Source organism: Cryobacterium sp. TMB3-10 (assembly GCF_004402305.1).
Classification (GTDB): Bacteria; Actinomycetota; Actinomycetes; order Actinomycetales; family Microbacteriaceae; genus Cryobacterium; species Cryobacterium zongtaii.
Map to the genome: position 1 here is coordinate 113,012 of NZ_SOGH01000015.1, position 18,588 is coordinate 131,599.

The window sequence follows — 18,588 nt, forward strand, 5'->3', positions numbered from 1 at the left end:
GTGCGCCTCGTCAGCGCACGCGCTGGGCGGAGAACTGCATGCGCGGATGAGCGTAGAAGCTTTGCGCCTGCACGAGCTGCAATTCTCGCTCGCCCGACTGATACGTCAGCTCGATGAGATCGAACACGCTGGACGCGGTCCGTTCCAGCGCCACAGCCGCATCACCTGTCGCGCGGTAGTGCGCCGAGAAGAGTGCCGCGGTGACGTCACCCGATCCGTTCGCTTTGAAAGGCAAATGGGGAGTCTGCACGACCCACGCGCCCGCAGCATCCACTGCGAGCATCTCGATGGTGCCGGCCTCGCGGTCGGGCCGCTCCACACTCGTCACGAGCACGGTGCTCGGTCCCATGGCCCGGGCGAGGTCGACGGAGTCGAGGGTCGAGTCCATCGTCGATGGCTCGGTGCCGGTGAGGAATCCCAACTCGAACTGGTTCGGAGTGATGATGTCGGCCACGGGGACCACACGATCCCGCAGGAGGTGGGGGATCTCGGGCGCCACGAAGCACCCGGACTTCGCGTTGCCCATCACGGGGTCACACGCGTAGATGGCCGAGGGGTTCGCCGCTTTCACCCGCTGCACCGCATCCACGATGACGTCGCCGATCCCGGTGCCGCCTTGGTATCCCGAGAGCACCACGTCGATCTGGGGGAGCACGCCACGTTCCTCGATGCCGAGGATCACATCATGCACATCCTCGGGTGTGATGAGGGATCCGCGCCACGCGCCATACCCCGTGTGGTTGGAGAAGTTCACTGTGTTGACCGGGAGTACTTCGACCCCGATGCGCTGAAGTGGGAACACGGCCGCTGAGTTGCCAACGTGGCCGTGCGCGACGGCCGACTGAATCGAGAGAATCTTCACAACGTCAATCTTCCTCCCTTCGAACAGTCCGGGCCGCCGGGGAGCTCGTCGGTATGGCCGTTGATGGGAGGACTATCATCGCGCCATGGACAGTGAGGGCTCTGGCACGAGCGACGATCAACCAGCGACGGGCACGTCGGCACACGACGAGTCCGCCTGGACACTCCCGGATGCCATGACAGGCCGGGCCAGCCCCGCCAAAGCGGTAGTCGGCGACAAACCTGTGTTCGCTTACATCGCCAGCTTGCCGCAGCCACAGCGCGGCATAGCCGAAGCAGTCGACGCGCTGGCGGCCACGACGCTGCCCAACCTCCAGCGCTCCGTGAAGTGGGGCATGGCGTACTACGGCGTCGGCGACGGCTGGTGCTTCAGCTCCGGTGGCTTCGCCGGCCATGTGAAGCTCATGTTCATCAATGGCGCGGCGCTCGAGCCGGTACCGCCGGTGACGCCGGTAGGGATGGGCAAGTCAACGCGGGGTGTGGAACTCGAGACCGTGGACGACCTCGACGAACACCAGATCGCGGCCTGGATGACACAAGTCACGTCGGTGCCGGGTCTGGGAGGCAAGAAGACTCACATTCCCAGCCCCGACGAGCCGTCCGTCCCGGAGCTCGAGGCCGACCAGACCATCGCGCCGCGTCCGGAGGAGGAGATCGCCGACGCTCTGCGGGCCGAGCCAGACCTTGAGGATCACAGCGAGCATCGAGTGAAGACACCCCCGGTTTCGGAGCGAAAGAGCCTGGATTGAGAAGTCGCATCTGCCCGCTGTTCCGGCCAGGGTCAGCCATTTTCAGCCGCGGCCGGCCCACGGGTCGTAGTCGACTTCGAGGGATCCCTGGTCGGGACGGAGTGCCTCTGGTACATGCTGGAGGTTGATGCGTACCCGGTACCAGAGTGAGCTCGCACCGCGCATGCCGTCGACCAGCACGTCCGCGGGCTCGAGCAACGCGACGACCTCCAGATGCCGTGATCGCCAGGCGTCAAGGCCAGCGATGGCTTCCTCCCTGGTCTTCGCCCGAGCGATCTCAATGAGCGGCATACTCGAGCGGCGGCGGCCGGATCCGTCGGGTGCTGTCGGCGCCTTCTCGGCGGGCCCAAGCCGCTCGGCGAGAGCCAGCAGCGCATCGAGGCTGCCTGCGGCGTTGTCGATGCCGGCGGCGACATCGCCCTGATCGGCGAACCGCTGCAGCACGGTCGGCACCGTGAACTCCTCGGGGCGGCGGGTGCGCACCTCGTCCCATCCGAGCGGTGTCGAAACTCGGGCATCCGGACGGGCGCGCACCGAATACGCGGACGCGACAGTGCGGTCCTTGGCGTTCTGGTTGAAGTCGACGAACACGCTCTCGCCGCGCTCCTCCTTCCACCAGTGTGCGCTCGCCAGCCCCGGTGCCCGGTTCTCGACCTCCCGAGCGAGGGCCTCCGCGGCGAGCCGCACCGAGCGGTAGTCCCATCGGGGTTCGATCCGCACGTTGATGTGCAGGCCGCGTGAGCCGCTGGTCTTCGGCCAGCCGACGAGGCTGTGGTCGGTGAGTACGTCGCGCACGGCGAACGCGACGTCGACGATCTGCGCCCAGTCGACACCGGGCATGGGGTCGAGGTCCACGCGCAGCTCGTCGGGATGGTCAAGGTCCCACGCGCGAACGGGGTGCGGGTTGAGGTCGATGCAGCCGAGGTTGATGACCCAGGCCAGCGCGGCGGCATCCGTCACCACGATCTCTTCCGCCGAGGTGCCGGATGCGTAGTGCAGAGTGGTCGTCTCGATCCACGATGGACGCGACTCGGGCGCCCTCTTCTGGAAGAACGCCTCCCGGTCGATGCCCTTCACGAAACGTTTCAGCACCATGGGCCGGTCGCCCGCACCGCGCAGCGCGCCGCCGGCCACCGCGAGGTAGTAGCTAACGAGGTCGAGCTTGGTGAGCCCGGGCTCGGGGAAGACGAGCTTGCCGGGATGACTCACCCGCACCTCGCGTCCATCGATGACGAGGGTGGTCGAGTCGTCCTTGGCCGCGTTCATGCTGGGGATGCTACGCGCGGGGCAGGCGACGGGGGAGGAAACTCTGCTCAAGAAGCGCCGTGGATCTCGTGAACGTCACCGAGTTCCAATGTGTCTCGCTCGTTACACCTAGGGTCTGGCGGTGACGTTGCGGTGGGGGTGTCCTGTTACCTCCACGACTTCGTCAACGGGCGCTTCACCGAGGTCGTTTCGTACACGATCGAGATCGACGTCTGACGCCGAAAGCCCGCCCGTGCTGATCTCTGATGGCGGAGATCCAGCCCAGGCGGGCCTTGCCGATTGTGAGCGAGGTGGCGTGGCTAGCCAGCCACGTTTGCTCGCTCAGGAGTCTTTTTTACCGCGGGACTCGCCTTCAGGAGAGCCTCCCCGCGACGCTCGTCGCTGTAGACCATGAGCGTCGAGCCGAGGAGTGCGAGGACAATCGCAATGGTTCCGAAGACCGACGGCAGTGTCTGATAGACGATGAGTGACACGACGATCGTGAGGACCGGAGCCAGGGCGTTCGTCGTGGGTGCCACCACGGAAGCCTTGCCGCGGCTGAGCGCCATCACGAGGAACAGGGCGCCAATCGCGTTCAGGAGCTGAGTTGCGGCGGTAAGTGCTGGAGCCTGCCAAGGAACGTCCATGGGGAGTCCGCCCATGGACAGGATTGCAAAAGGGGTCAGAACGAGTCCGCTGATGGCCATCCAGGCGAACGTGGTCGCGTCGTTCACTCCGATCGTCGCCGCTTTTCTCATGAAGAATGCCTGCACGCCCCACGCGATCGAGACGAAGATCGCGATGATCAGCCACGGCCCGGAGTCCGCCCCGCCCGAACCGCTCGAGACGCTGAAGAGGACAATCGCCGCGAGTGCCGCGATGAGGCCGATGACGGCGACCTTGGGAAGGCGTTCCCGCAGGAAGGCCATAGCCATGAGCACGGTGATGGCTGGAGAGATCGAGATGATCGGGAAGATCAGATAGGCAGGGCCCGAGGAGAGGGCGTTGAAGAGCAACAATTGCCCGCCGGCGCCGGTTAGTCCGATGAGCAGGCCATACATGGCAGCTTTGGGGCGGCGGTCGAATTTCTGGCCCCTGAGGGCGAATGCGGCGGGGATTATCATCACGACCGCCCAGATGACGTAGACCATCTCATCGGGGTATCCGTACAGGGTGATGGGTAGAGCGGAGAACGCGCCCCACACTCCCCAGAACAACACCAAGAGCGCTGCGTAAAATATCCAACTCTGCGTTTTCTTCATTGTGATCTCCTCTTTGACATCTGATGTGGGCGGAACGGGTGGAGCGGTTGGAAACGTAAAGGGTGCTTAGTTCGATCGAAGGTTGGCCAGTGCGGTGTCGGACAAGGGCGTACCGGCCTTCTTCGCGGCGTACAGTGCGGCTCCGATGGCCGGGCCGAACAGGGGAGTGCGCAATTCGTAGCTTGGGTGCAGAACGGTGAGGGCCTGTTCGAAGCCCTGTCGTACGGCGCTGGCGGTGAACATGCCGCCCGAATACGACACGGGGATGATTTCTTCAGCAGCGAATCCGAGTTCGGTGCGTGTTGTGTCGACGATCCTGGCCAGTTCCGTGCAGGCATCCGTGATGATCTGCACGGCAACGGGGTCGCCTAGGCCGGCGGCTTCGACAACGGTCTTGGAGAGGTCCGCGATGGCTCCTCGCTGGCCTTTCCACCGGTTGACGACAACGTCGATCAGATCGAGATCGCCGGTCACGTCGACCCGTTTCTTCACCACGTCGTACAGCGGCCCGCGAGGGAGTCGGCCGTCGCTCATTCGGGAGTAGGCGTTGAGCCCGCGGATCGCGACCCAATAGGCAGAGCCTTCGTCGCCAAACAGTTCGCTCCAGCCTCCGACGCGGTGGCCCCGGCCGTCGCGTTCGCCATAGGTCATTGAACCGGTGCCGCTGATGACGTTGATGCCGTCGACGGCACCGAGAGAACCGGCCCAGCCGCACACCATGTCGTTGTCACAGGAGTAACGGCCGTGGCCGAGGATCTCGTGGGGTAGGGCATCCAAGCGCGCGATATCGGTGCTGACCTCCCCGTATCCCGGCAGGCCGAAAAAGGCGTAGTCAATGTCCGTCGTCTTAATGTCGGCCTGGGCGCTGATCGCGCCGATGCCGTCGGTGAGGACGCGGCCGACGAGGTCGATCCCGTCGCTGAAGTAATAACAGCTCGGCGACTGAGTCTCCGCGACGATCTGTCCGGAGCTGTTGAGGACGACGAAGGCGGTCTTGGACCCGCCCCCATCAACACCTAGGAAGAGCGACATGGCGGTCAGCTCTCTTTCGAGGCTGTGCTGGTCGAGGCCTGCAGCGGGTGGATGTGGACACCCTGGACGACTCGGTTGACGTCTCCGCGCGGGAAGGGGTTGTCGGGTGTAGCGCCCAGTTCGAGCGAGAAGGCGAGGCCGAGGAGTTGGGCGATGACGATGTAGCCCACGGCGAGGAATGCGTCGTCGACGCCCGCTAAATCCCCGAGCAGCCAAGTGCGGCCACCGGCGGTGGGGAGCGGCTCCGAGGAGATGGTGATGACACGCTCGGGGCTCAGGGTTCTGCGCAGTTCGGCGACGATATCCCAGTCGTACTGACGGGTGTACGGGTCGGATGACACATAGACCAGGGCAAGCGTACTGTCGTCCAGGACGGCCTTCGGGCCGTGCCGGAAGCCGAGGGCGGAGTCGTAGTAGGTGACGACTTGTCCTGCCGTCAGCTCGAGCAGCTTGAGCGCTGATTCGCGGGCCAGACCGGTCAGCGGGCCGCTGCCGATGTACACGACACGTTCGAAGCCGGATGCCGCCAGGGCGGTGATCTCTTCCTGCCGGTGCTCGATGATGCGGGTTGCGGCGGCAGCGAGCGCGGCGACGGCGGAGTCATTTGAACCGCCCAGGATGAGAAGGCTTGTCAGCAGCATTGAGGTGAAACTCGAGGTCATCGCGAAGCCCTCGTCGTTCGAGCGTCGCGGCGTGAGCATGACCTTTGACTTAGCGCGTCCCTTGTGGTGGCTAGACAGGTCGCCGGCTTCGTCGCAGGTGATGACGAGGTGACTCACATCCGTGAGGACTTGGTCGGCCAGGACCGTGGCCGCGCTGCTCTCGGGGCTGTTGCCCGAGCGAGCGAATGAGACGAGGAGGGTAGGAACGTCTTCGGCGAAACACTCCCTGGGATTGGAGACGATATCCGTCGTGGCGACCGCCTCAATTCGGCGGCTAAGCAGGCGGGCCAGGGCCGGGGCCGCGATGTCGCCGACGAAAGCGGATGATCCCGCGCCGGTCAGCACGATCCGTAGATCGGAGCGGCCGAGTAGCGGGGCCAGGAAGGCGTCAAGGTCTCCGCGCTGGGCGGTGACGTTCTCGGAGGCTTCGCGCCAGACATCCGGTTGCTGGGCGATCTCGCGGAATGTGGCCGACGACCCGGGAAGGCCCGTTCGGCCGATGGCGGTGGTGTGGTTAGACAAGGAGGGCTCCGCTGGATGTGGTGGATGTGGGGGTGGTGTGTTCTCGGACCTCGGGGAAGCAGGCGTACGCGTATGGGCGCAGCGCGTCCCGGATCTTGTCGACGACGAGGGCGCGCGGTTCCGAGGCGAGGCTGCCCGCCCGGACCCGTGCGTACTGGTCCGGCAAAAACTGACTGATCAGCGGCAGCGGGATGTCCTGCTTCGACAGGTTTCGGTACAGAGCGTTCGTTGCCGCTTCGATCGACGCATCGGGCCAGTAGTAGCGCATCCTGTCGCTGTAGCTGAAGCGGCGGGCGATTTGTTGGTCAGAGGCGGTTCCCTCGTAGTAACTCTGCCAATACTCCGGATGGGCGAGCATCTGGCGGTCGATGACGTCGATGAGGTTGGAGCGTTCGGTCGCCGGGAGGAGTTCGTCCTCGATCTTGGCGAGAGCGAAAAGTGCCTCGCGCATGGCGAAGGTCAGTCCAGGGCCGACCTTGAGAATTGCCCAGTGGTCTTCGACGAGCTCAGCGAGCCGGTCTTGGTCCTGGTAGTCGGTTGAGTGAGCTTCGAAGATCAGGCCGGGTTCGTCGTTCAACACGGTACGCAGTCGGGCGGTGCCGTCTCGACGGTAGTCGATGACCTGAAGGTGGTCGAACTCGACCGCCGGTTGCACGACGAGTGCGACGATGCGGGGCCAGATATCCGTCAGCCCCACTTCTGCGAACGCGGCGCGGTGGCGGTCAAGGGTCATTTTGGCCGCCTCCGGTGGGGTCGCGGTCAACTCGCCCAAGGTCTCGTGTGCACCTCCGGGAACGGGAACTTCGGTGCCGATGACGTACAGCACATCGGTGGCGAGCCCGGCCCGCGCGATTGCGTCCTCGGCCACGCGGAGCAGCCGCGCCGTTCGGTCGGCGACGAGATCGTCGCCGAGGGGAACAGGGTCGCCGGCACAGGACATGCTGCAATCGAGATGGATCTTCGTGTAGCCGGCCTCGACGTATGTGGCGACCAACGTCTCGGCGTTGATCATGGCCTCCTCGGCGGACAGCTTTTGCCAACGGTTGGGGCCCAAGTGATCTCCACCGAGCACGACGCGGTCTCTGGCAAAGCCGGTCTCGTCGGCAATCGAGTAGACCAGTTCACGGAAGTCGGACGGGCGCATGCCGGTGTACCCGCCGAATTGGTCGACCTGGTTGGATGTCGCTTCGATGAGTACATAGGTGCCGTCGACGTCGGCCTGGCGGATTGCGGCTTCGAGAACAGTCGGGTGTGCGGAGCAAACCGAATAGATGCCGACTGGCTCACCGGCTTTGTGCCTCTGCACGGTGTTCCACAGGTGGTTTTGCATGGTGCTCCTTTGCATTCATCCGCCGGCGCCCGCTTAGTGGGTGTCGGTGGGCTGATTTGGTTGGCGTGTTGGTTGATAGATCGAGAGGTGGCGCTCAGCGGGCGGGGACGCATGCAGCGTCGACGAGCCTGCAGAGGTGGGTGACGGTGCGGGCCATCGAGTCAGATCCCTCGCGGATGTACTTGCGTGGATCGGTGACCTCGAGGTTTTTGTCTAGAAAGCGCCGCACTTCGCGGGTGAAGGCGACGTTCAATGCCGTGCCCACATTGATCTTTCGTATCCCGGCGCCGATTGCGGCGACGAGAGTCTCATCTGCAACCCCTGAAGATCCGTGGAGGACAAGGGGCGCCGGCACGCTCAGGGCGAGAGCAGCTATGAGCGCCAGATCGATCCGTGCATCCTGCGAGGTCATCGCATGTGAGCTGCCCACAGCCACGGCAAGCCCGTCGACGCCGGTCTGTGCAACGAACTCGTGGGCCTCGGACGGGTTCGTGCGAACCAATGGCGAGTGAGCCCCGTCTTTTCCGCCGATTGCTCCGAGTTCAGCTTCGACCCAGAGGCCGCGAGTCTGGGCACGACAGGTCAGGTCGCGGGTCTGCTGCACATTCTGGCGGTAGGGGAGGTGGGCGGCATCGACCATGATCGAACTCACTCCAAGGTCGGCAGCCATGTCGATTGCGCGCTCGGTCAGAGCAAGGTCTTGGAAATGGTCGAGATGAATCGAAATGGGTACAGAGGCCTCGGCGGCGACCTTGGCGCAGGCCGCAATGATGGGGGAGAGCTTGCCGCCATGGAACCAGATCGCGTTCTCACTCACCTGCAGTATCGCGCTGCTCCCGGCGTGTTGGATGCCGGTAGCGATGGCCTCGGCATGTTCGAGCGTGATGACGTTGAAGGCGAGGACGGCGCGGTCACCGGCTACAGCATGGTCGACGAGATCGCGGGTCGTGGCGAGCGTCATGGAATCCTCCAGGCGTCACCGCGGAGCGGATCGGACTGTGTCGGGATGACACCCTCCGTGCTCGTTGACTTCACCGTTGTCATGACTCATAGTGCGCTTTGTTGCGCGAATCGCGCAGTTTTTGCTCAAAATACTGCTAAAGTGAACATAAAGACTGCGCATATTGACGCGAATCGAAGGCGGCCATGTCTCAACACAGCTCATACCAGTCCGTTCCCCGGGCCGTCTCCAGCAAACGTTCCGAACGCATGCGGGTTGTGCTGTCGCTTCTGCACGAGCAGAAAGACATGACGCTTGCGGGCCTCGTCGCGGAGGTGGGAACATCCGCTGCAACACTGCGCCGTGATCTCGCCGAATTAGATGAGCAAGGGTTGCTGGTGCGCACCCATGGTGGAGCTCGGGCGCTGGACGCTCGCAATGAAATCCCGGTCAGGCTTCGAAACAATCAGTACCGGGAGGCCAAGCAGCTCATTGCCCGTCGGGCTGTCGAGATGATTCCGACCGGGCCGCATGCTCTCGCTCTTAGTGGTGGAACAACGACTGCAGAGGTCGCTCGCGCGCTGCGGAACCGCACCGAGCTGACGATTGTGACCAATTCGCTCACCATCGCCATGGAGTGCGCCGCGCGCCCCCGTCTCAAGGTGATCATCACGGGCGGGGTCGTTCGGCAGAGTTCATTTGAGGCGGTGGGCTCTCTCTCGGAATACACCTTCAATGCCATTAATGTCGCGACCGCTGTACTCGGTACCGACGGCATCAGTGCGGCCGGCGGGGTAACGACACACGACGAGACCGAAGCGCGAACAAACCACGCAATGGTGGCCAAGGCTCAACGCGTGATAGTTGTTGCCGACGGTTCCAAGGTGGGGGTGGTGACCTTCGCGAAGATGGCCGATCTCAGCGAGATCAACGATCTTGTCACTGACACAAGTGCCGACCCTGAAGCCCTTGCCCTGATCGCCGCGACCGGAATCGCAGTACACGTCGTCGATCTCGCATTGGCCGAGTCGCGGCGCGACGGCCAGTCCGCCGAGTAGCACTGGGGCTTGCACCTCGCCCGCCAGCGCCGCGTACCTGTTCGGCTCCAACGCGATGGACCTGTCACGACGCCCGCCCGCCGCAGGGAGGGGCCCCTAACCGAACGGAACTGCGCCGACGAGCACGCCGACGAGCAGCATCACCAGCGACACCACGCACGCTCGCCAGAGCACCTTCTTGTGGTGGTCGCCGAGGTTGACGTTGGCGAGCGAGACGAGCAGCAGGATGGCCGGCACCAGCGGGCTCTGCAGGTGAACAGGCTGACCGATGATCGAGGCGCGGGCCATCTCCACCGGGTCGATGCCGTAGGTCGCCGCGCTCTCGGCGAGCACGGGGAGGATGCCGAAGTAGAACGCGTCGTTGGACATGAAGAAGGTCATCGGAATGGAGAGCACTCCGGTGATGACCGCCAGGTACTCACCCATCGAGGCCGGCACGACCTGCACGACCCAGTCGGCCATGGCCGTCACCATTCCGGTGCCGTTCAGCACACCGACGAGAACGCCGGCGGCGAGCACCATCGAGACGACGCCGACGATGCTGGGGGCGTGCGCGACGATCTCGTCGGCCTGGCTGCGGAGCTTCGGAAAGTTGATCATCAGGGCCACGCCGGTGCCGACCATGAAGATGTAGGCCAGCGGCATGACATCCAGCACGAGCAGCACCATGACGGCGACGGTCAACGCGAAGTTCACCCAGATCAGCTTGGGCCGCAGCGTCGGGCGGTCCGCGCTCAGCATGGTGTCGGCCATCGCCGTGTCGCGCTCGTCCTCCATCGTCAGCTGCTTGGCCAGGGTCGCCCGGCCCGCCGGCATCCGCTGGCCCGGTCGCACCGTCAGGATGCCCGTGGTATCGAGTGTTGCGGCCGCTCCGGGCCGCACGTCTGTGCCGCGCACGATGCGGTTGCCGCCGAAGATACCGCGCAAGAAGGTCGGTGACGCCGTCGGTGCGGCATCCGCCTGCGCTGCGGGGGAGTACTCGAGCGAGCCGATGCGCTTGCGCTCGGCCAGCCCCAGGAACCAGGCGAACGCCAGCGCGATGATGAGGCCCGTCGCGAGGGAGGGCAGCATCGGCACGAAGATGTCGGTCGGTGACACGCCGAGAGCCGAGGCGGCCCGCACGGTGGGGCCACCCCACGGCACGATGTTGAGAGTGCCGTTCATCAGGCCGGCAACACAGGTGAGCACGACCGGGCTCATGCCCATCCGCAGGTAGATCGGCAGCATCGCCGAGGTGGTGATGATGAAGGTCGTCGACCCGTCGCCGTCGAGCGACACTGCGCCGGCCAGGATCGCCGTGCCCAGAACGACCTTGGCCGGGTCATTGCCGAGGAAGCGGGTGATGAACCGAATGAGTGGATCGAACAGCCCGACATCGATCATGATCCCGAAGAACATGATCGCGAACATGAGCAGCGCCGCCGTCGGAGCGAGATCCCCGATCGACTCGATGATCATGTCGCCCAGACCCAGACCGGCGCCGGCAAAGAGACCGAAAATCGTGGGGACGAGAATGAGGGCGACCATCGGCGTGAGCCGCCTGGTCATGATGAGCACCATGAAGGTGAGGATCATGGTGAATCCGAGGATGACAAGCACATCGACTCCTTTGTCTGAATTGTGCGGCCGAGTCGGGCGAATCCCACTCGGCGGTCATTGCCGAAGCGTATGACGATGAGTGTGAAGCTTAGGTAGGCCGCCGGCGCCACGCGCCGTAAGTCGCTTTGCTGCACGTATTGCGCATATCGTTAGTTCTGCGCATTGTGCTCGATGCGCCGCAAGGAGGCGAAGGTGCGGTTCTCGACGCAGATGCTGCTGTGGCAGCTCGCCTGCGTGACCGTCATCGTCGCGATCTGCACCGGTGTCTTCGTCGCCATCGGCGTGCAACAGCTCCGGGCCGAAGCCGAGACCTCCGCGCTGTCGATCGCACGCACGGTCGCCGCCGACTCCGATGTGCGCGCCGATGTCGCCCGCGCGTCTGCCGACACCGGAACGCCGACGAACGCGAGCCTCCGCGGCGGACCGCTCTCCGTTCTGGCGGCAGCCGCGGAGGCCAATACCGGCGCGCTGTTCATCGTGATCACCGATGATCACGGAATCCGGCTCGCACACCCCGATCCGCAGCTGCTCGGAGCGGAGGTCAGCACAAGCTTCGCCGAAGCTCTGGCCGGACGCGAGACGGTGTCCTGGGAAGCCGGCACCCTCGGCGAGTCTGCTCGCGCCAAAGTGCCGGTTCGCGACCCCGTCACCGATGAACCGACCGGTGAGGTGAGCGTCGGGTTCGCCCCGAGCAGTGTCTTCAAAGAGCTTCCCCTCCTGCTCGGGGGCGTCGCGCTGGCCGCCGTCGTTGCCCTGGCACTGGGCGCTGTCGTGTCGTTCGTCCTCCGCCGCCGCCTCGAGCACCTCACCCTCGGCCTTCAGCCCGAAGAGCTGTCCGCGCTGGTCCAGAACCAGGCTGCGGTGCTCGACGGCGTCGGGGAAGGGGTGCTCGCGTGGGGCCCGGACGACGTCGTGACCGTCGCCAACACAACGGCCGCGCGATTGCTGGGCATCCCCGACCTGGTCGGACGCCGGATCCACGACCTCGCCCTGCCCGGGCCGGTGATCGCTGCCCTGGCCGGGGAGCGGAAGCTGTCGGCGACGGGTGGCCGGGGACCGGATGCGGCCGAACCGGTCGTGCTCGCCAACCATGTGGTCTACATCGACACCCACCCGGTGTCGCACGCGAATCGTGACCTGGGCCTGATCGCGGTGATCCGCGACCGGACCGACGTCGTGACCCTCACGGATCGCCTCGAAACCGTGGCGTCGATGACGGATGCTCTTCGGGTGCAGCGCCACGAGTTCGCGAACCGGCTGCACGTGACGGCCGGTCTGATGGATGCGGGCCGCGTACCCGACGCACGGGACTACCTCGATGACGTGTTGGAGGCGTCCCACACCGCCGGCGGTCCGTCCACCGGTGAGCACCTGACCGAGCCTTTCCTGGTGTCGCTTCTGGAGGCGAAGACCGCGCAAGCCGGTGAACGTGGCGTGCACCTGACCGTGGGGGCGGACTCGCTGGTGCGGGGAGTCGTCTCTCTGCCCGAGGATGTGGCCACCGTGCTCGCCAACCTCGTGGACAACGCCGTGAGCGCGGCTGTGTACGGTCAGCAGCCGCGCTGGGTAGACGTGGAGTTGCTCGACGACGCCGACACTCTCGTCATGACGGTGTCCGACTCCGGGCAGGGGGTGGCGAACGGGGCTCGCGTGTTCAGCGACGTTCCGCGAACCGACCTCGACCCGGACGCGGTGCATGGGCGGGGCATCGGTCTGCCGTTGGTCCGCGACATCGCCGCGCGTCTCGGCGGAGAGGTATGGCTTGCCGACGCCGGCGGTCACGACGGAAGCGGTGCCGTGTTCTGCGCCCGACTGCCCGGGGTCATGCGGGCACCGACCCGCCCCCGACAAGGAGAAGACTGATGCCCGATACGATTCACGTGCTCGTCGTCGACGACGACTTCCATGTCGGTGGCCTTCATCGCGACATCGTCGCGGCGCGCCCCGGCTATACCGCTCTTGAACCAGTGCGGGGAGTGCGCGCCGCCCGCGCGGCGATGCGTGATTTTCGGCCCGACCTCGTCCTCTGCGACGTTTACCTCCCCGACGGCGACGGCATCGCCTTCGTCGCCGAGATCGACGTCGACGCGGTCATGATCAGTGCGGCGTCCGATGGCGCCACCGTCCGCCGTGCGTTCCGCGCGGGGGCGTTGGACTACCTCATCAAACCGTTCGAGCCCGCCAGGCTGAACGAGCGGCTGGATGCCTATCGCCGGTTTCGCAACCTGGTGGCAGAAGACCGCCAACTTGACCAGGACGCCATCGAACGGGCTCAGCGGGTGCTGCATGGCCGGGACGGGGGAGTGGCCTCCACCTCGCGTTCCACCACCGAGAAGCTGATTATTGAAATGCTCCAGGACGGCGAATCGTCCTCCAGCGTGATCGCCGGTCGCGCCGGTCTGTCTCGCGCGACGGCGCAGAGGCACCTCGCGGCGCTGGCAACCCGCGGTGAAGTCGAAGTGACCCTCCGCTACGGGTCGACGGGGCGCCCCGAGCACCAGTACAGCGTCCGACGCTGACCGTAGCGTTCGCAGGTCCGGTAGGGTGACGTTGTCCGTGAGTCCTGGGGAGGCCCGATGCGTCGTCGTCAAATTGTCATCGCAGCATCAGCACTGGTGGGTGCGCTGGCCATGTCCGGTTGCACCGGCTCTGAAACGGCCCCTTCCGCGGCGCAGCCCTCCGCGACATCCACTACCGACACCATGACGTGTACTGGGTTCAATGACGTTCTGACGATTACCTCGAACGCCGATGCTGGACTTCGCGACGGTCGGATTGCGGCCCAGGAACAAGAAGGTTGGTACCGGCTTGCCACGCGGGTACTGGATGGCGTGCCCACCAGCGGAGATGGCGCGGTCAGCGAAGCGGCCGACGCGCTGAAGAACGTTGCGCCGGCGATCGACCTAGGTGCCATGGGAACATCTGGAATCGGGTCCGCGGAATGGGACAGTGCTCTCGAGGACATGTCGGACGCCTGCTCAGAGGCGAATGCCGAGACGGCCGTGGAGATGTTCACCGGCGGCTAGGCAAGCACTGGTCGATATTCCTGACACATCCGACAGGAAAAAAATTCTCGCACGGGTGTTGGACCTCGCGGCCGAAATCGAAGCGGACCGTCCGATCCGGCTCAGCAGGCCCGAGTGGTTGCGGGATTCGTTTTCGTCGCATATCATACAATCAAATGGTTGTATTAGAGTATTCCGATCAGGACGTAAACCGCCTCTTCCGCGCCCTCGCGGACGCGACGCGGCGGGATATCGTGCGGCGCACGCTGGTCGCCGATGTCTCGGTATCGCAGTTGGCGGATTCCTATGAAATGTCGTTCGCGGCAGTTCAGAAGCACGTTGCAGTGTTGGAGGAGGCCAGGCTCGTGACCAAAGAACCGCGTGGTCGTGAGCGGATGGTGCGGGGAAACCCCGACCGCATCCGCGAGGCGCAGCGCCTGCTCGACCGCTTCGAAGACCTCTGGCGGTCGCGCATCGACCGCCTCGACATCCTGCTCGCTGAAGACGACCCGGCTCCACCCGACACCTAAACGAAGGGAACATCATGCCCGTCACCACTGTCGAGAAAGACCTCGACCAGCTCACCATCACAATCGTCGCCGACTTCACGGCCCCACTCCGCCGGCTCTGGGATGCCTACACCGACCCGCGCCAGATCGAGCGGTTCTGGGGTCCACCGACCTATCCGGCCACGTTCCTCCGGCACGACGCCGTGGCCGGCGGACGCAGCGTCTATGCCATGACCGGGCCAGAAGGCGACGTGCACTACGGCTGCTGGGACTGGACCTCGGCCGACGCTCCGCACACGTTCGAGGTGCTCGACAGGTTCTCGGATGCGGCAGGAGTGCCGAACCCCGACCTCCCGACCACCCGGATGGACTTCGCGTTCGAGGAGACCAGCAGCGGCAGCCGCCTAACGACGACGTCGCGCTTCGACTCGCTCGAGCAGATGCAGCAGCTCATCGAAATGGGCATGCTCGAGGGCACCCGCGAGGCCATGGCCCAGATCGACCAGGTGCTGGCCGACCTGGCATCCTTCGCCGCCGAGCGCGGGGCGCAGGCGCAGATACTCAGCGACACCCAGGTGCGGGTGGCTCGGGTCATCCGCGGCACCGTCGACCAGGTGTGGCGTGCGCACAACGATGCCGCCCTCATGCAGCAATGGCTGCTCGGTCCGGACGGTTGGTCGATGCCCGTGTGCGAGATCGCGACCACCGTCGGCGACCGCTACCGCTACGAGTGGCAGCGGGATGGTGGCGACGACCGATTCGGCTTCACCGGCGAGTTGCTCGAGTCGGAGGCGCCGTACCGCGCGGTCACGACCGAAGCGATGATCGGGATGGACTTCCCGCCAACGCTCAACGAGCTGACCCTCACGGAAGTGGAGGGCGGAACCCTGCTCGCACTCGTCATCACCTACGCCAACGCTGAGCAGCGTGACGCGGTTCTGGCGACCGGCATGACCGACGGCATGGAGACCAGCTACCGGCGCCTCGAGGGGCTGTTGCAGCCGACGCTGGCCTAGCCGGCTAGCGTGCCCGGCCGGCTTCGACTCCGGCCGGGGCGACGCTGTTTTCCACCGCCGCGTGGATCGCGGCGAGAGTGGCCTCGGGATGCGAAACCATCGAAACGTGGGAGGCGTCGACCTCGGTGATCGTCGAGTTGGCACGCTCCGCCATCCGGCGTTGCGTGGCGATCGGAATCACCCTGTCGTCGGTGCCCAGGACCGCCCAGCTGGGGATCGTCTTCCACGCCGCAGGTCCCGACGGGGTCACGTTCGCGACGAACGAGGCCGGCCGTTGGGTGGCCACAATCGGGCAGGTCTTGAGCAAACGCGTTGTCTCGGCCTCCGCGCGACGTCATTGACTTTGTCGCCTCACCGGAGAACGCGCCCAAGGTCGTTCACTCGGTAACGAGCATGGTCAAGCCCACCGACGGGTCTATCGGCGTCGGGACGCTCCTGCGTGAGACCCGCGTGATAAGGGGCAAGGACGAACAGGCCGACCTCGAGGTTGTGGCCTCGCCTCAGTGCGCGGCGCTCTCCGCCTGGTTTCGCTTGAGCAGGCGCGACACGCCGAGAACGATTCCGACAACGATCATGCCCAGAATGACCCCGAACACGGCCGACATCGCCGTGTCGGTGACCCAGACGATGACGGGTCCAGCGGCTTCGACAGCGTGCGTCACGGCGTGCAGCACATCGTAGGGGCCGTGCCAGAAGGTCTCGGCCAGGTTGGTGATCACCAGGTGACCACCCACCCACAGCATGGCGACGGTTCCGATGATGCTGATCACCTTGAACACGGCGGGCATCGCTGCCACGATGCGGGCGCCGGTGCGGCGCACCTGGCGTGCGGAGTTCTTCATCATGGACAGCCCGATGTCGTCGATCTTCACCAACAGTGCGACAGCACCGTAGACGAGCAGTGTCATGCCAAGGCCGATGACCACCAGAGCGCCGAGCGTCATCCAGATGCCGAAGTCGGGGTCGAGACTGGCCAGGGCGATGAGCATGATCTCGGTGCTGAGGATGAGGTCGGTGCGGATGGCGCCGAAGACCAGCTTCTTCTCGTCCCGCGATTCGGTCTCGGCGACGGCGTGATGCACGCCGAACCACTCGGTGACCTTCTCCGCACCCTCGAAGCACAGGTAGGTGCCGCCGAGGATCAACAGGAACGGCAACACCCAGGGCGCGAATGCGGAGAGCAGAAGCGCGAGGGGGATGATGATGACGAACTTGTTGAACAGGCTGCCCAGGGCGATCCGCCAGACAACGTGCAGCTCCCGCGCCGGCGTCAGCCCTTGAACGTACTGCGGGGTGACGGCCGCGTCGTCGATGACGACGCCGGCGGTCTTAGCGCTCGCCTTGAGGGCGGCGGTAAGAATGTCATCGACTACGGCGAGCAAGCCGACCGACATCTGGTTCTCCTTGGATCGGGGTGTCGTCCTGGTGCAGGGCGACGGCAATGGAGTCCACATTACTGCGCAGCGGGGCGCCGGTGCGTCGAGTAATCGCCCGGGTACTCTATGGGCATGTCACTGATGTGGGAAGAAGTCGTCATCGACAGCCGCGACCCGAAGGCGCTTGGGCTGTGGTGGCGAGACGCTTTGGGCTGGGTTGTGGTGGGCGAGAACGACGATGAGTTGGAGATCGCACCCGCGGAGGGAGCCCATCCCACGCTGCTGTTCGCCGCCGTTCCCGAAGAGAAGAACGTGAAGAACCGCCTGCACCTGGACTTCGTCCCCGACCACCAGACGACTGAGGTCGAGCGGCTGATCGCGCTAGGTGCGAGCCGTGCCGACGTCGGCCAGGATGGTGCTTCCTGGGTAGTCCTCGCCGACCCCGAGGGCAACGAATTCTGCGTACTCGCCGCCCGTCCTTCCTAACTCACGGGCGGGACGACGACACCGGCGCTCCGGGAAGCCAGCACCGCACCGCATCACGATACCGGCGGAAGTCGGCGCCGAAGCGCTGTTCGAGGTCGGCCTCTTCGTGCGGCCTGATGGCGTAGTTCCAGAGCAGCGAGCCGGCGACCGCATAGACAAGGACCAGCCACGACGAGAGGATGAGGCCGACCGCAACACCCTGCACGATGCCGGAGACCGCCATCGGGTTGCGCACCCAGCGGTACGGTCCGGCGATGACCAGGCTGTTCGGCATCGCCGAGGGCAACGGTGTGCCGTCTCCCAGCGTCGACATCACGATGGCCGACCAGATGCCCAGAGCACTGGCGGCCATTAACACGGCTACGCCGAGGGGGACGGTGAACGCCGGGAACTGCAGGGCGATTGCCCAGCGGCGCTCGAGGACCGCGGCGATGAGCGGGATCACCACGAGGAACAGGCCCCAGAAGACCGCTATCTGCGAGAAGGTCGAGACCACGTGGGACGCCGCGGCAGAGCGCACGGCGGCGGGCCGGAAGGCGAACGGGCCCCGAATCATCCACTCGGTGGGGATGCGCCCGAGTGCCACGAGGCACAGCGCGAACGCGGACCCGGCGGTGGCCGCCGCCATGATGGCCACGCCCCAGCCGGCTTCGGTGCTGACCGTGGCATACCCCGCGAGCGCGATGGCGACGATGCCGGTCCACGCAGTGCTCACCACCGCGGCGCCCCGCACGCCCAGCGCCGCCAGCGCCGAGGCTCCGACGAAGAGAGGGATGTCGACGGCGGCGACAAGGATCGGGTTGAGGCCGCCGAGGGTCACGTCGCGCACCGGGGGAGACGCGAACACGGCGAACCACCACGCGGCACCGGCAATCGCCTGCACGGCGAAATATGTTCGACCCCATCGCATGTGCTCACCCTAACGGCGGGCCGGCA

Annotated in this window: 19 protein-coding genes; 8 read left to right on the forward strand and 11 right to left on the reverse strand. The window is 65.4% G+C overall.

Features of this window, described 5'->3' with window-relative positions; genetic code table 11:
• Positions 1-10 precede the first annotated feature (10 nt).
• On the reverse strand, positions 11-862 hold the full coding sequence (gene pdxY, locus E3T22_RS06560) for a pyridoxal kinase PdxY (RefSeq protein ID WP_088455823.1): 852 nt from the start codon (positions 860-862) through the stop codon (positions 11-13).
• A gap of 85 nt (positions 863-947) precedes the next feature.
• On the opposite strand from pdxY, the gene E3T22_RS06565 reads away from it, so the two are divergent.
• On the forward strand, positions 948-1,610 hold the full coding sequence (locus E3T22_RS06565; RefSeq protein ID WP_241980088.1) for a DUF1801 domain-containing protein: 663 nt from the start codon (positions 948-950) through the stop codon (positions 1,608-1,610).
• A gap of 42 nt (positions 1,611-1,652) precedes the next feature.
• Here E3T22_RS06565 and E3T22_RS06570 read toward each other — a convergent pair whose 3' ends face one another.
• The 6 genes from E3T22_RS06570 to E3T22_RS06595 all read right to left on the reverse strand — a co-directional run bounded on the left by E3T22_RS06570 (position 1,653) and on the right by E3T22_RS06595 (position 8,624).
• Positions 1,653-2,876, reverse strand: coding sequence for a DNA polymerase domain-containing protein (locus tag E3T22_RS06570; RefSeq protein ID WP_134480570.1), 1,224 nt, complete (start codon positions 2,874-2,876; stop codon positions 1,653-1,655).
• Between the two features lie 299 nt (positions 2,877-3,175).
• Positions 3,176-4,117 (reverse strand): DMT family transporter, encoded by a 942-nt coding sequence (locus tag E3T22_RS06575; RefSeq protein ID WP_134480571.1) that lies wholly within the window; start codon positions 4,115-4,117, stop codon positions 3,176-3,178.
• Positions 4,118-4,183: 66 nt separating this feature from the next.
• Positions 4,184-5,149: an N-acetylglucosamine kinase gene (locus E3T22_RS06580; protein ID WP_134480572.1), complete on the reverse strand. Its 966-nt coding sequence runs from the start codon at positions 5,147-5,149 to the stop codon at positions 4,184-4,186.
• 5 nt (positions 5,150-5,154) lie between these two features.
• Positions 5,155-6,333, reverse strand: coding sequence for an SIS domain-containing protein (locus tag E3T22_RS06585; protein ID WP_166789273.1), 1,179 nt, complete (start codon positions 6,331-6,333; stop codon positions 5,155-5,157).
• Positions 6,326-7,663, reverse strand: a complete 1,338-nt coding sequence (locus E3T22_RS06590; RefSeq protein ID WP_134480573.1) for a D-tagatose-bisphosphate aldolase, class II, non-catalytic subunit — start codon at positions 7,661-7,663, stop codon at positions 6,326-6,328. The genes E3T22_RS06585 and E3T22_RS06590 overlap by 8 nt, the downstream gene beginning before the upstream one ends.
• A gap of 94 nt (positions 7,664-7,757) precedes the next feature.
• The gene (locus E3T22_RS06595) at positions 7,758-8,624 is read right to left on the reverse strand and encodes a class II fructose-bisphosphate aldolase (protein ID WP_103479030.1); all 867 of its coding nucleotides are present in this window, start codon (positions 8,622-8,624) and stop codon (positions 7,758-7,760) included.
• Positions 8,625-8,872: 248 nt separating this feature from the next.
• On the opposite strand from E3T22_RS06595, the gene E3T22_RS06600 reads away from it, so the two are divergent.
• A complete protein-coding gene (locus tag E3T22_RS06600; RefSeq protein WP_241983615.1) occupies positions 8,873-9,661 on the forward strand; it encodes a DeoR/GlpR family DNA-binding transcription regulator in 789 nt (262 codons plus the stop codon).
• Between the two features lie 96 nt (positions 9,662-9,757).
• Here the strand turns inward: E3T22_RS06600 and E3T22_RS06605 are convergent, their stop codons facing one another.
• Positions 9,758-11,236: an SLC13 family permease gene (locus E3T22_RS06605; protein ID WP_240632485.1), complete on the reverse strand. Its 1,479-nt coding sequence runs from the start codon at positions 11,234-11,236 to the stop codon at positions 9,758-9,760.
• A 216-nt stretch (positions 11,237-11,452) separates the two neighbouring features.
• Between E3T22_RS06605 and E3T22_RS06610 the strand changes: the two genes are divergently transcribed.
• From E3T22_RS06610 to E3T22_RS06630, 5 genes are all read left to right on the forward strand, one after another.
• Complete coding sequence (locus tag E3T22_RS06610; RefSeq protein WP_370291461.1) at positions 11,453-13,123, forward strand: ATP-binding protein; 1,671 nt, start codon at positions 11,453-11,455, stop codon at positions 13,121-13,123.
• Positions 13,123-13,779, forward strand: a complete 657-nt coding sequence (locus E3T22_RS06615; protein ID WP_134480575.1) for a response regulator — start codon at positions 13,123-13,125, stop codon at positions 13,777-13,779. The genes E3T22_RS06610 and E3T22_RS06615 overlap by 1 nt, the downstream gene beginning before the upstream one ends.
• A 57-nt stretch (positions 13,780-13,836) precedes the next feature.
• The gene (locus E3T22_RS06620; protein ID WP_134480576.1) at positions 13,837-14,286 is read left to right on the forward strand and encodes a hypothetical protein; all 450 of its coding nucleotides are present in this window, start codon (positions 13,837-13,839) and stop codon (positions 14,284-14,286) included.
• Between the two features lie 155 nt (positions 14,287-14,441).
• On the forward strand, positions 14,442-14,795 hold the full coding sequence (locus E3T22_RS06625) for a helix-turn-helix transcriptional regulator (protein ID WP_088455827.1): 354 nt from the start codon (positions 14,442-14,444) through the stop codon (positions 14,793-14,795).
• 14 nt (positions 14,796-14,809) lie between these two features.
• On the forward strand, positions 14,810-15,790 hold the full coding sequence (locus E3T22_RS06630) for an SRPBCC family protein (protein WP_134480577.1): 981 nt from the start codon (positions 14,810-14,812) through the stop codon (positions 15,788-15,790).
• Positions 15,791-15,794: 4 nt separating this feature from the next.
• On the opposite strand, the gene E3T22_RS06635 is transcribed toward E3T22_RS06630, so the two are convergent.
• Positions 15,795-16,097, reverse strand: a complete 303-nt coding sequence (locus E3T22_RS06635) for an alpha/beta fold hydrolase (protein ID WP_241983616.1) — start codon at positions 16,095-16,097, stop codon at positions 15,795-15,797.
• A gap of 193 nt (positions 16,098-16,290) precedes the next feature.
• Positions 16,291-17,184, reverse strand: a complete 894-nt coding sequence (locus tag E3T22_RS06640) for a DUF808 domain-containing protein (protein WP_134480578.1) — start codon at positions 17,182-17,184, stop codon at positions 16,291-16,293.
• Positions 17,185-17,298: 114 nt separating this feature from the next.
• On the opposite strand from E3T22_RS06640, the gene E3T22_RS06645 reads away from it, so the two are divergent.
• A complete protein-coding gene (locus E3T22_RS06645; protein ID WP_134408566.1) occupies positions 17,299-17,652 on the forward strand; it encodes a VOC family protein in 354 nt (117 codons plus the stop codon).
• Position 17,653: 1 nt separating this feature from the next.
• Here the strand turns inward: E3T22_RS06645 and E3T22_RS06650 are convergent, their stop codons facing one another.
• Entirely contained in the window at positions 17,654-18,562 is a 909-nt protein-coding gene (locus tag E3T22_RS06650) for an isoprenylcysteine carboxylmethyltransferase family protein (RefSeq protein WP_134480579.1), read from the reverse strand.
• Positions 18,563-18,588 lie beyond the last annotated feature (26 nt).

What these genes read in the sequence shown, in the direction of transcription:
- E3T22_RS06565 (WP_241980088.1), top strand. Translation starts at nt 948, where the DNA reads ATGGACAGTGAGGGCTCTGGCACGAGCGACGATCAACCAGCGACGGGC.
- E3T22_RS06570 (WP_134480570.1), bottom strand. Translation starts at nt 2,876, where the DNA reads ATGAACGCGGCCAAGGACGACTCGACCACCCTCGTCATCGATGGACGC.
- E3T22_RS06575 (WP_134480571.1), bottom strand. Translation starts at nt 4,117, where the DNA reads ATGAAGAAAACGCAGAGTTGGATATTTTACGCAGCGCTCTTGGTGTTG.
- E3T22_RS06580 (WP_134480572.1), bottom strand. Translation starts at nt 5,149, where the DNA reads ATGTCGCTCTTCCTAGGTGTTGATGGGGGCGGGTCCAAGACCGCCTTC.
- E3T22_RS06590 (WP_134480573.1), bottom strand. Translation starts at nt 7,663, where the DNA reads ATGCAAAACCACCTGTGGAACACCGTGCAGAGGCACAAAGCCGGTGAG.
- E3T22_RS06595 (WP_103479030.1), bottom strand. Translation starts at nt 8,624, where the DNA reads ATGACGCTCGCCACGACCCGCGATCTCGTCGACCATGCTGTAGCCGGT.
- E3T22_RS06600 (WP_241983615.1), top strand. Translation starts at nt 8,873, where the DNA reads ATGCGGGTTGTGCTGTCGCTTCTGCACGAGCAGAAAGACATGACGCTT.
- E3T22_RS06605 (WP_240632485.1), bottom strand. Translation starts at nt 11,236, where the DNA reads ATGATCCTCACCTTCATGGTGCTCATCATGACCAGGCGGCTCACGCCG.
- E3T22_RS06615 (WP_134480575.1), top strand. Translation starts at nt 13,123, where the DNA reads ATGCCCGATACGATTCACGTGCTCGTCGTCGACGACGACTTCCATGTC.
- E3T22_RS06620 (WP_134480576.1), top strand. Translation starts at nt 13,837, where the DNA reads ATGCGTCGTCGTCAAATTGTCATCGCAGCATCAGCACTGGTGGGTGCG.
- E3T22_RS06625 (WP_088455827.1), top strand. Translation starts at nt 14,442, where the DNA reads ATGGTTGTATTAGAGTATTCCGATCAGGACGTAAACCGCCTCTTCCGC.
- E3T22_RS06630 (WP_134480577.1), top strand. Translation starts at nt 14,810, where the DNA reads ATGCCCGTCACCACTGTCGAGAAAGACCTCGACCAGCTCACCATCACA.
- E3T22_RS06640 (WP_134480578.1), bottom strand. Translation starts at nt 17,184, where the DNA reads ATGTCGGTCGGCTTGCTCGCCGTAGTCGATGACATTCTTACCGCCGCC.
- E3T22_RS06645 (WP_134408566.1), top strand. Translation starts at nt 17,299, where the DNA reads ATGTCACTGATGTGGGAAGAAGTCGTCATCGACAGCCGCGACCCGAAG.
- E3T22_RS06650 (WP_134480579.1), bottom strand. Translation starts at nt 18,562, where the DNA reads ATGCGATGGGGTCGAACATATTTCGCCGTGCAGGCGATTGCCGGTGCC.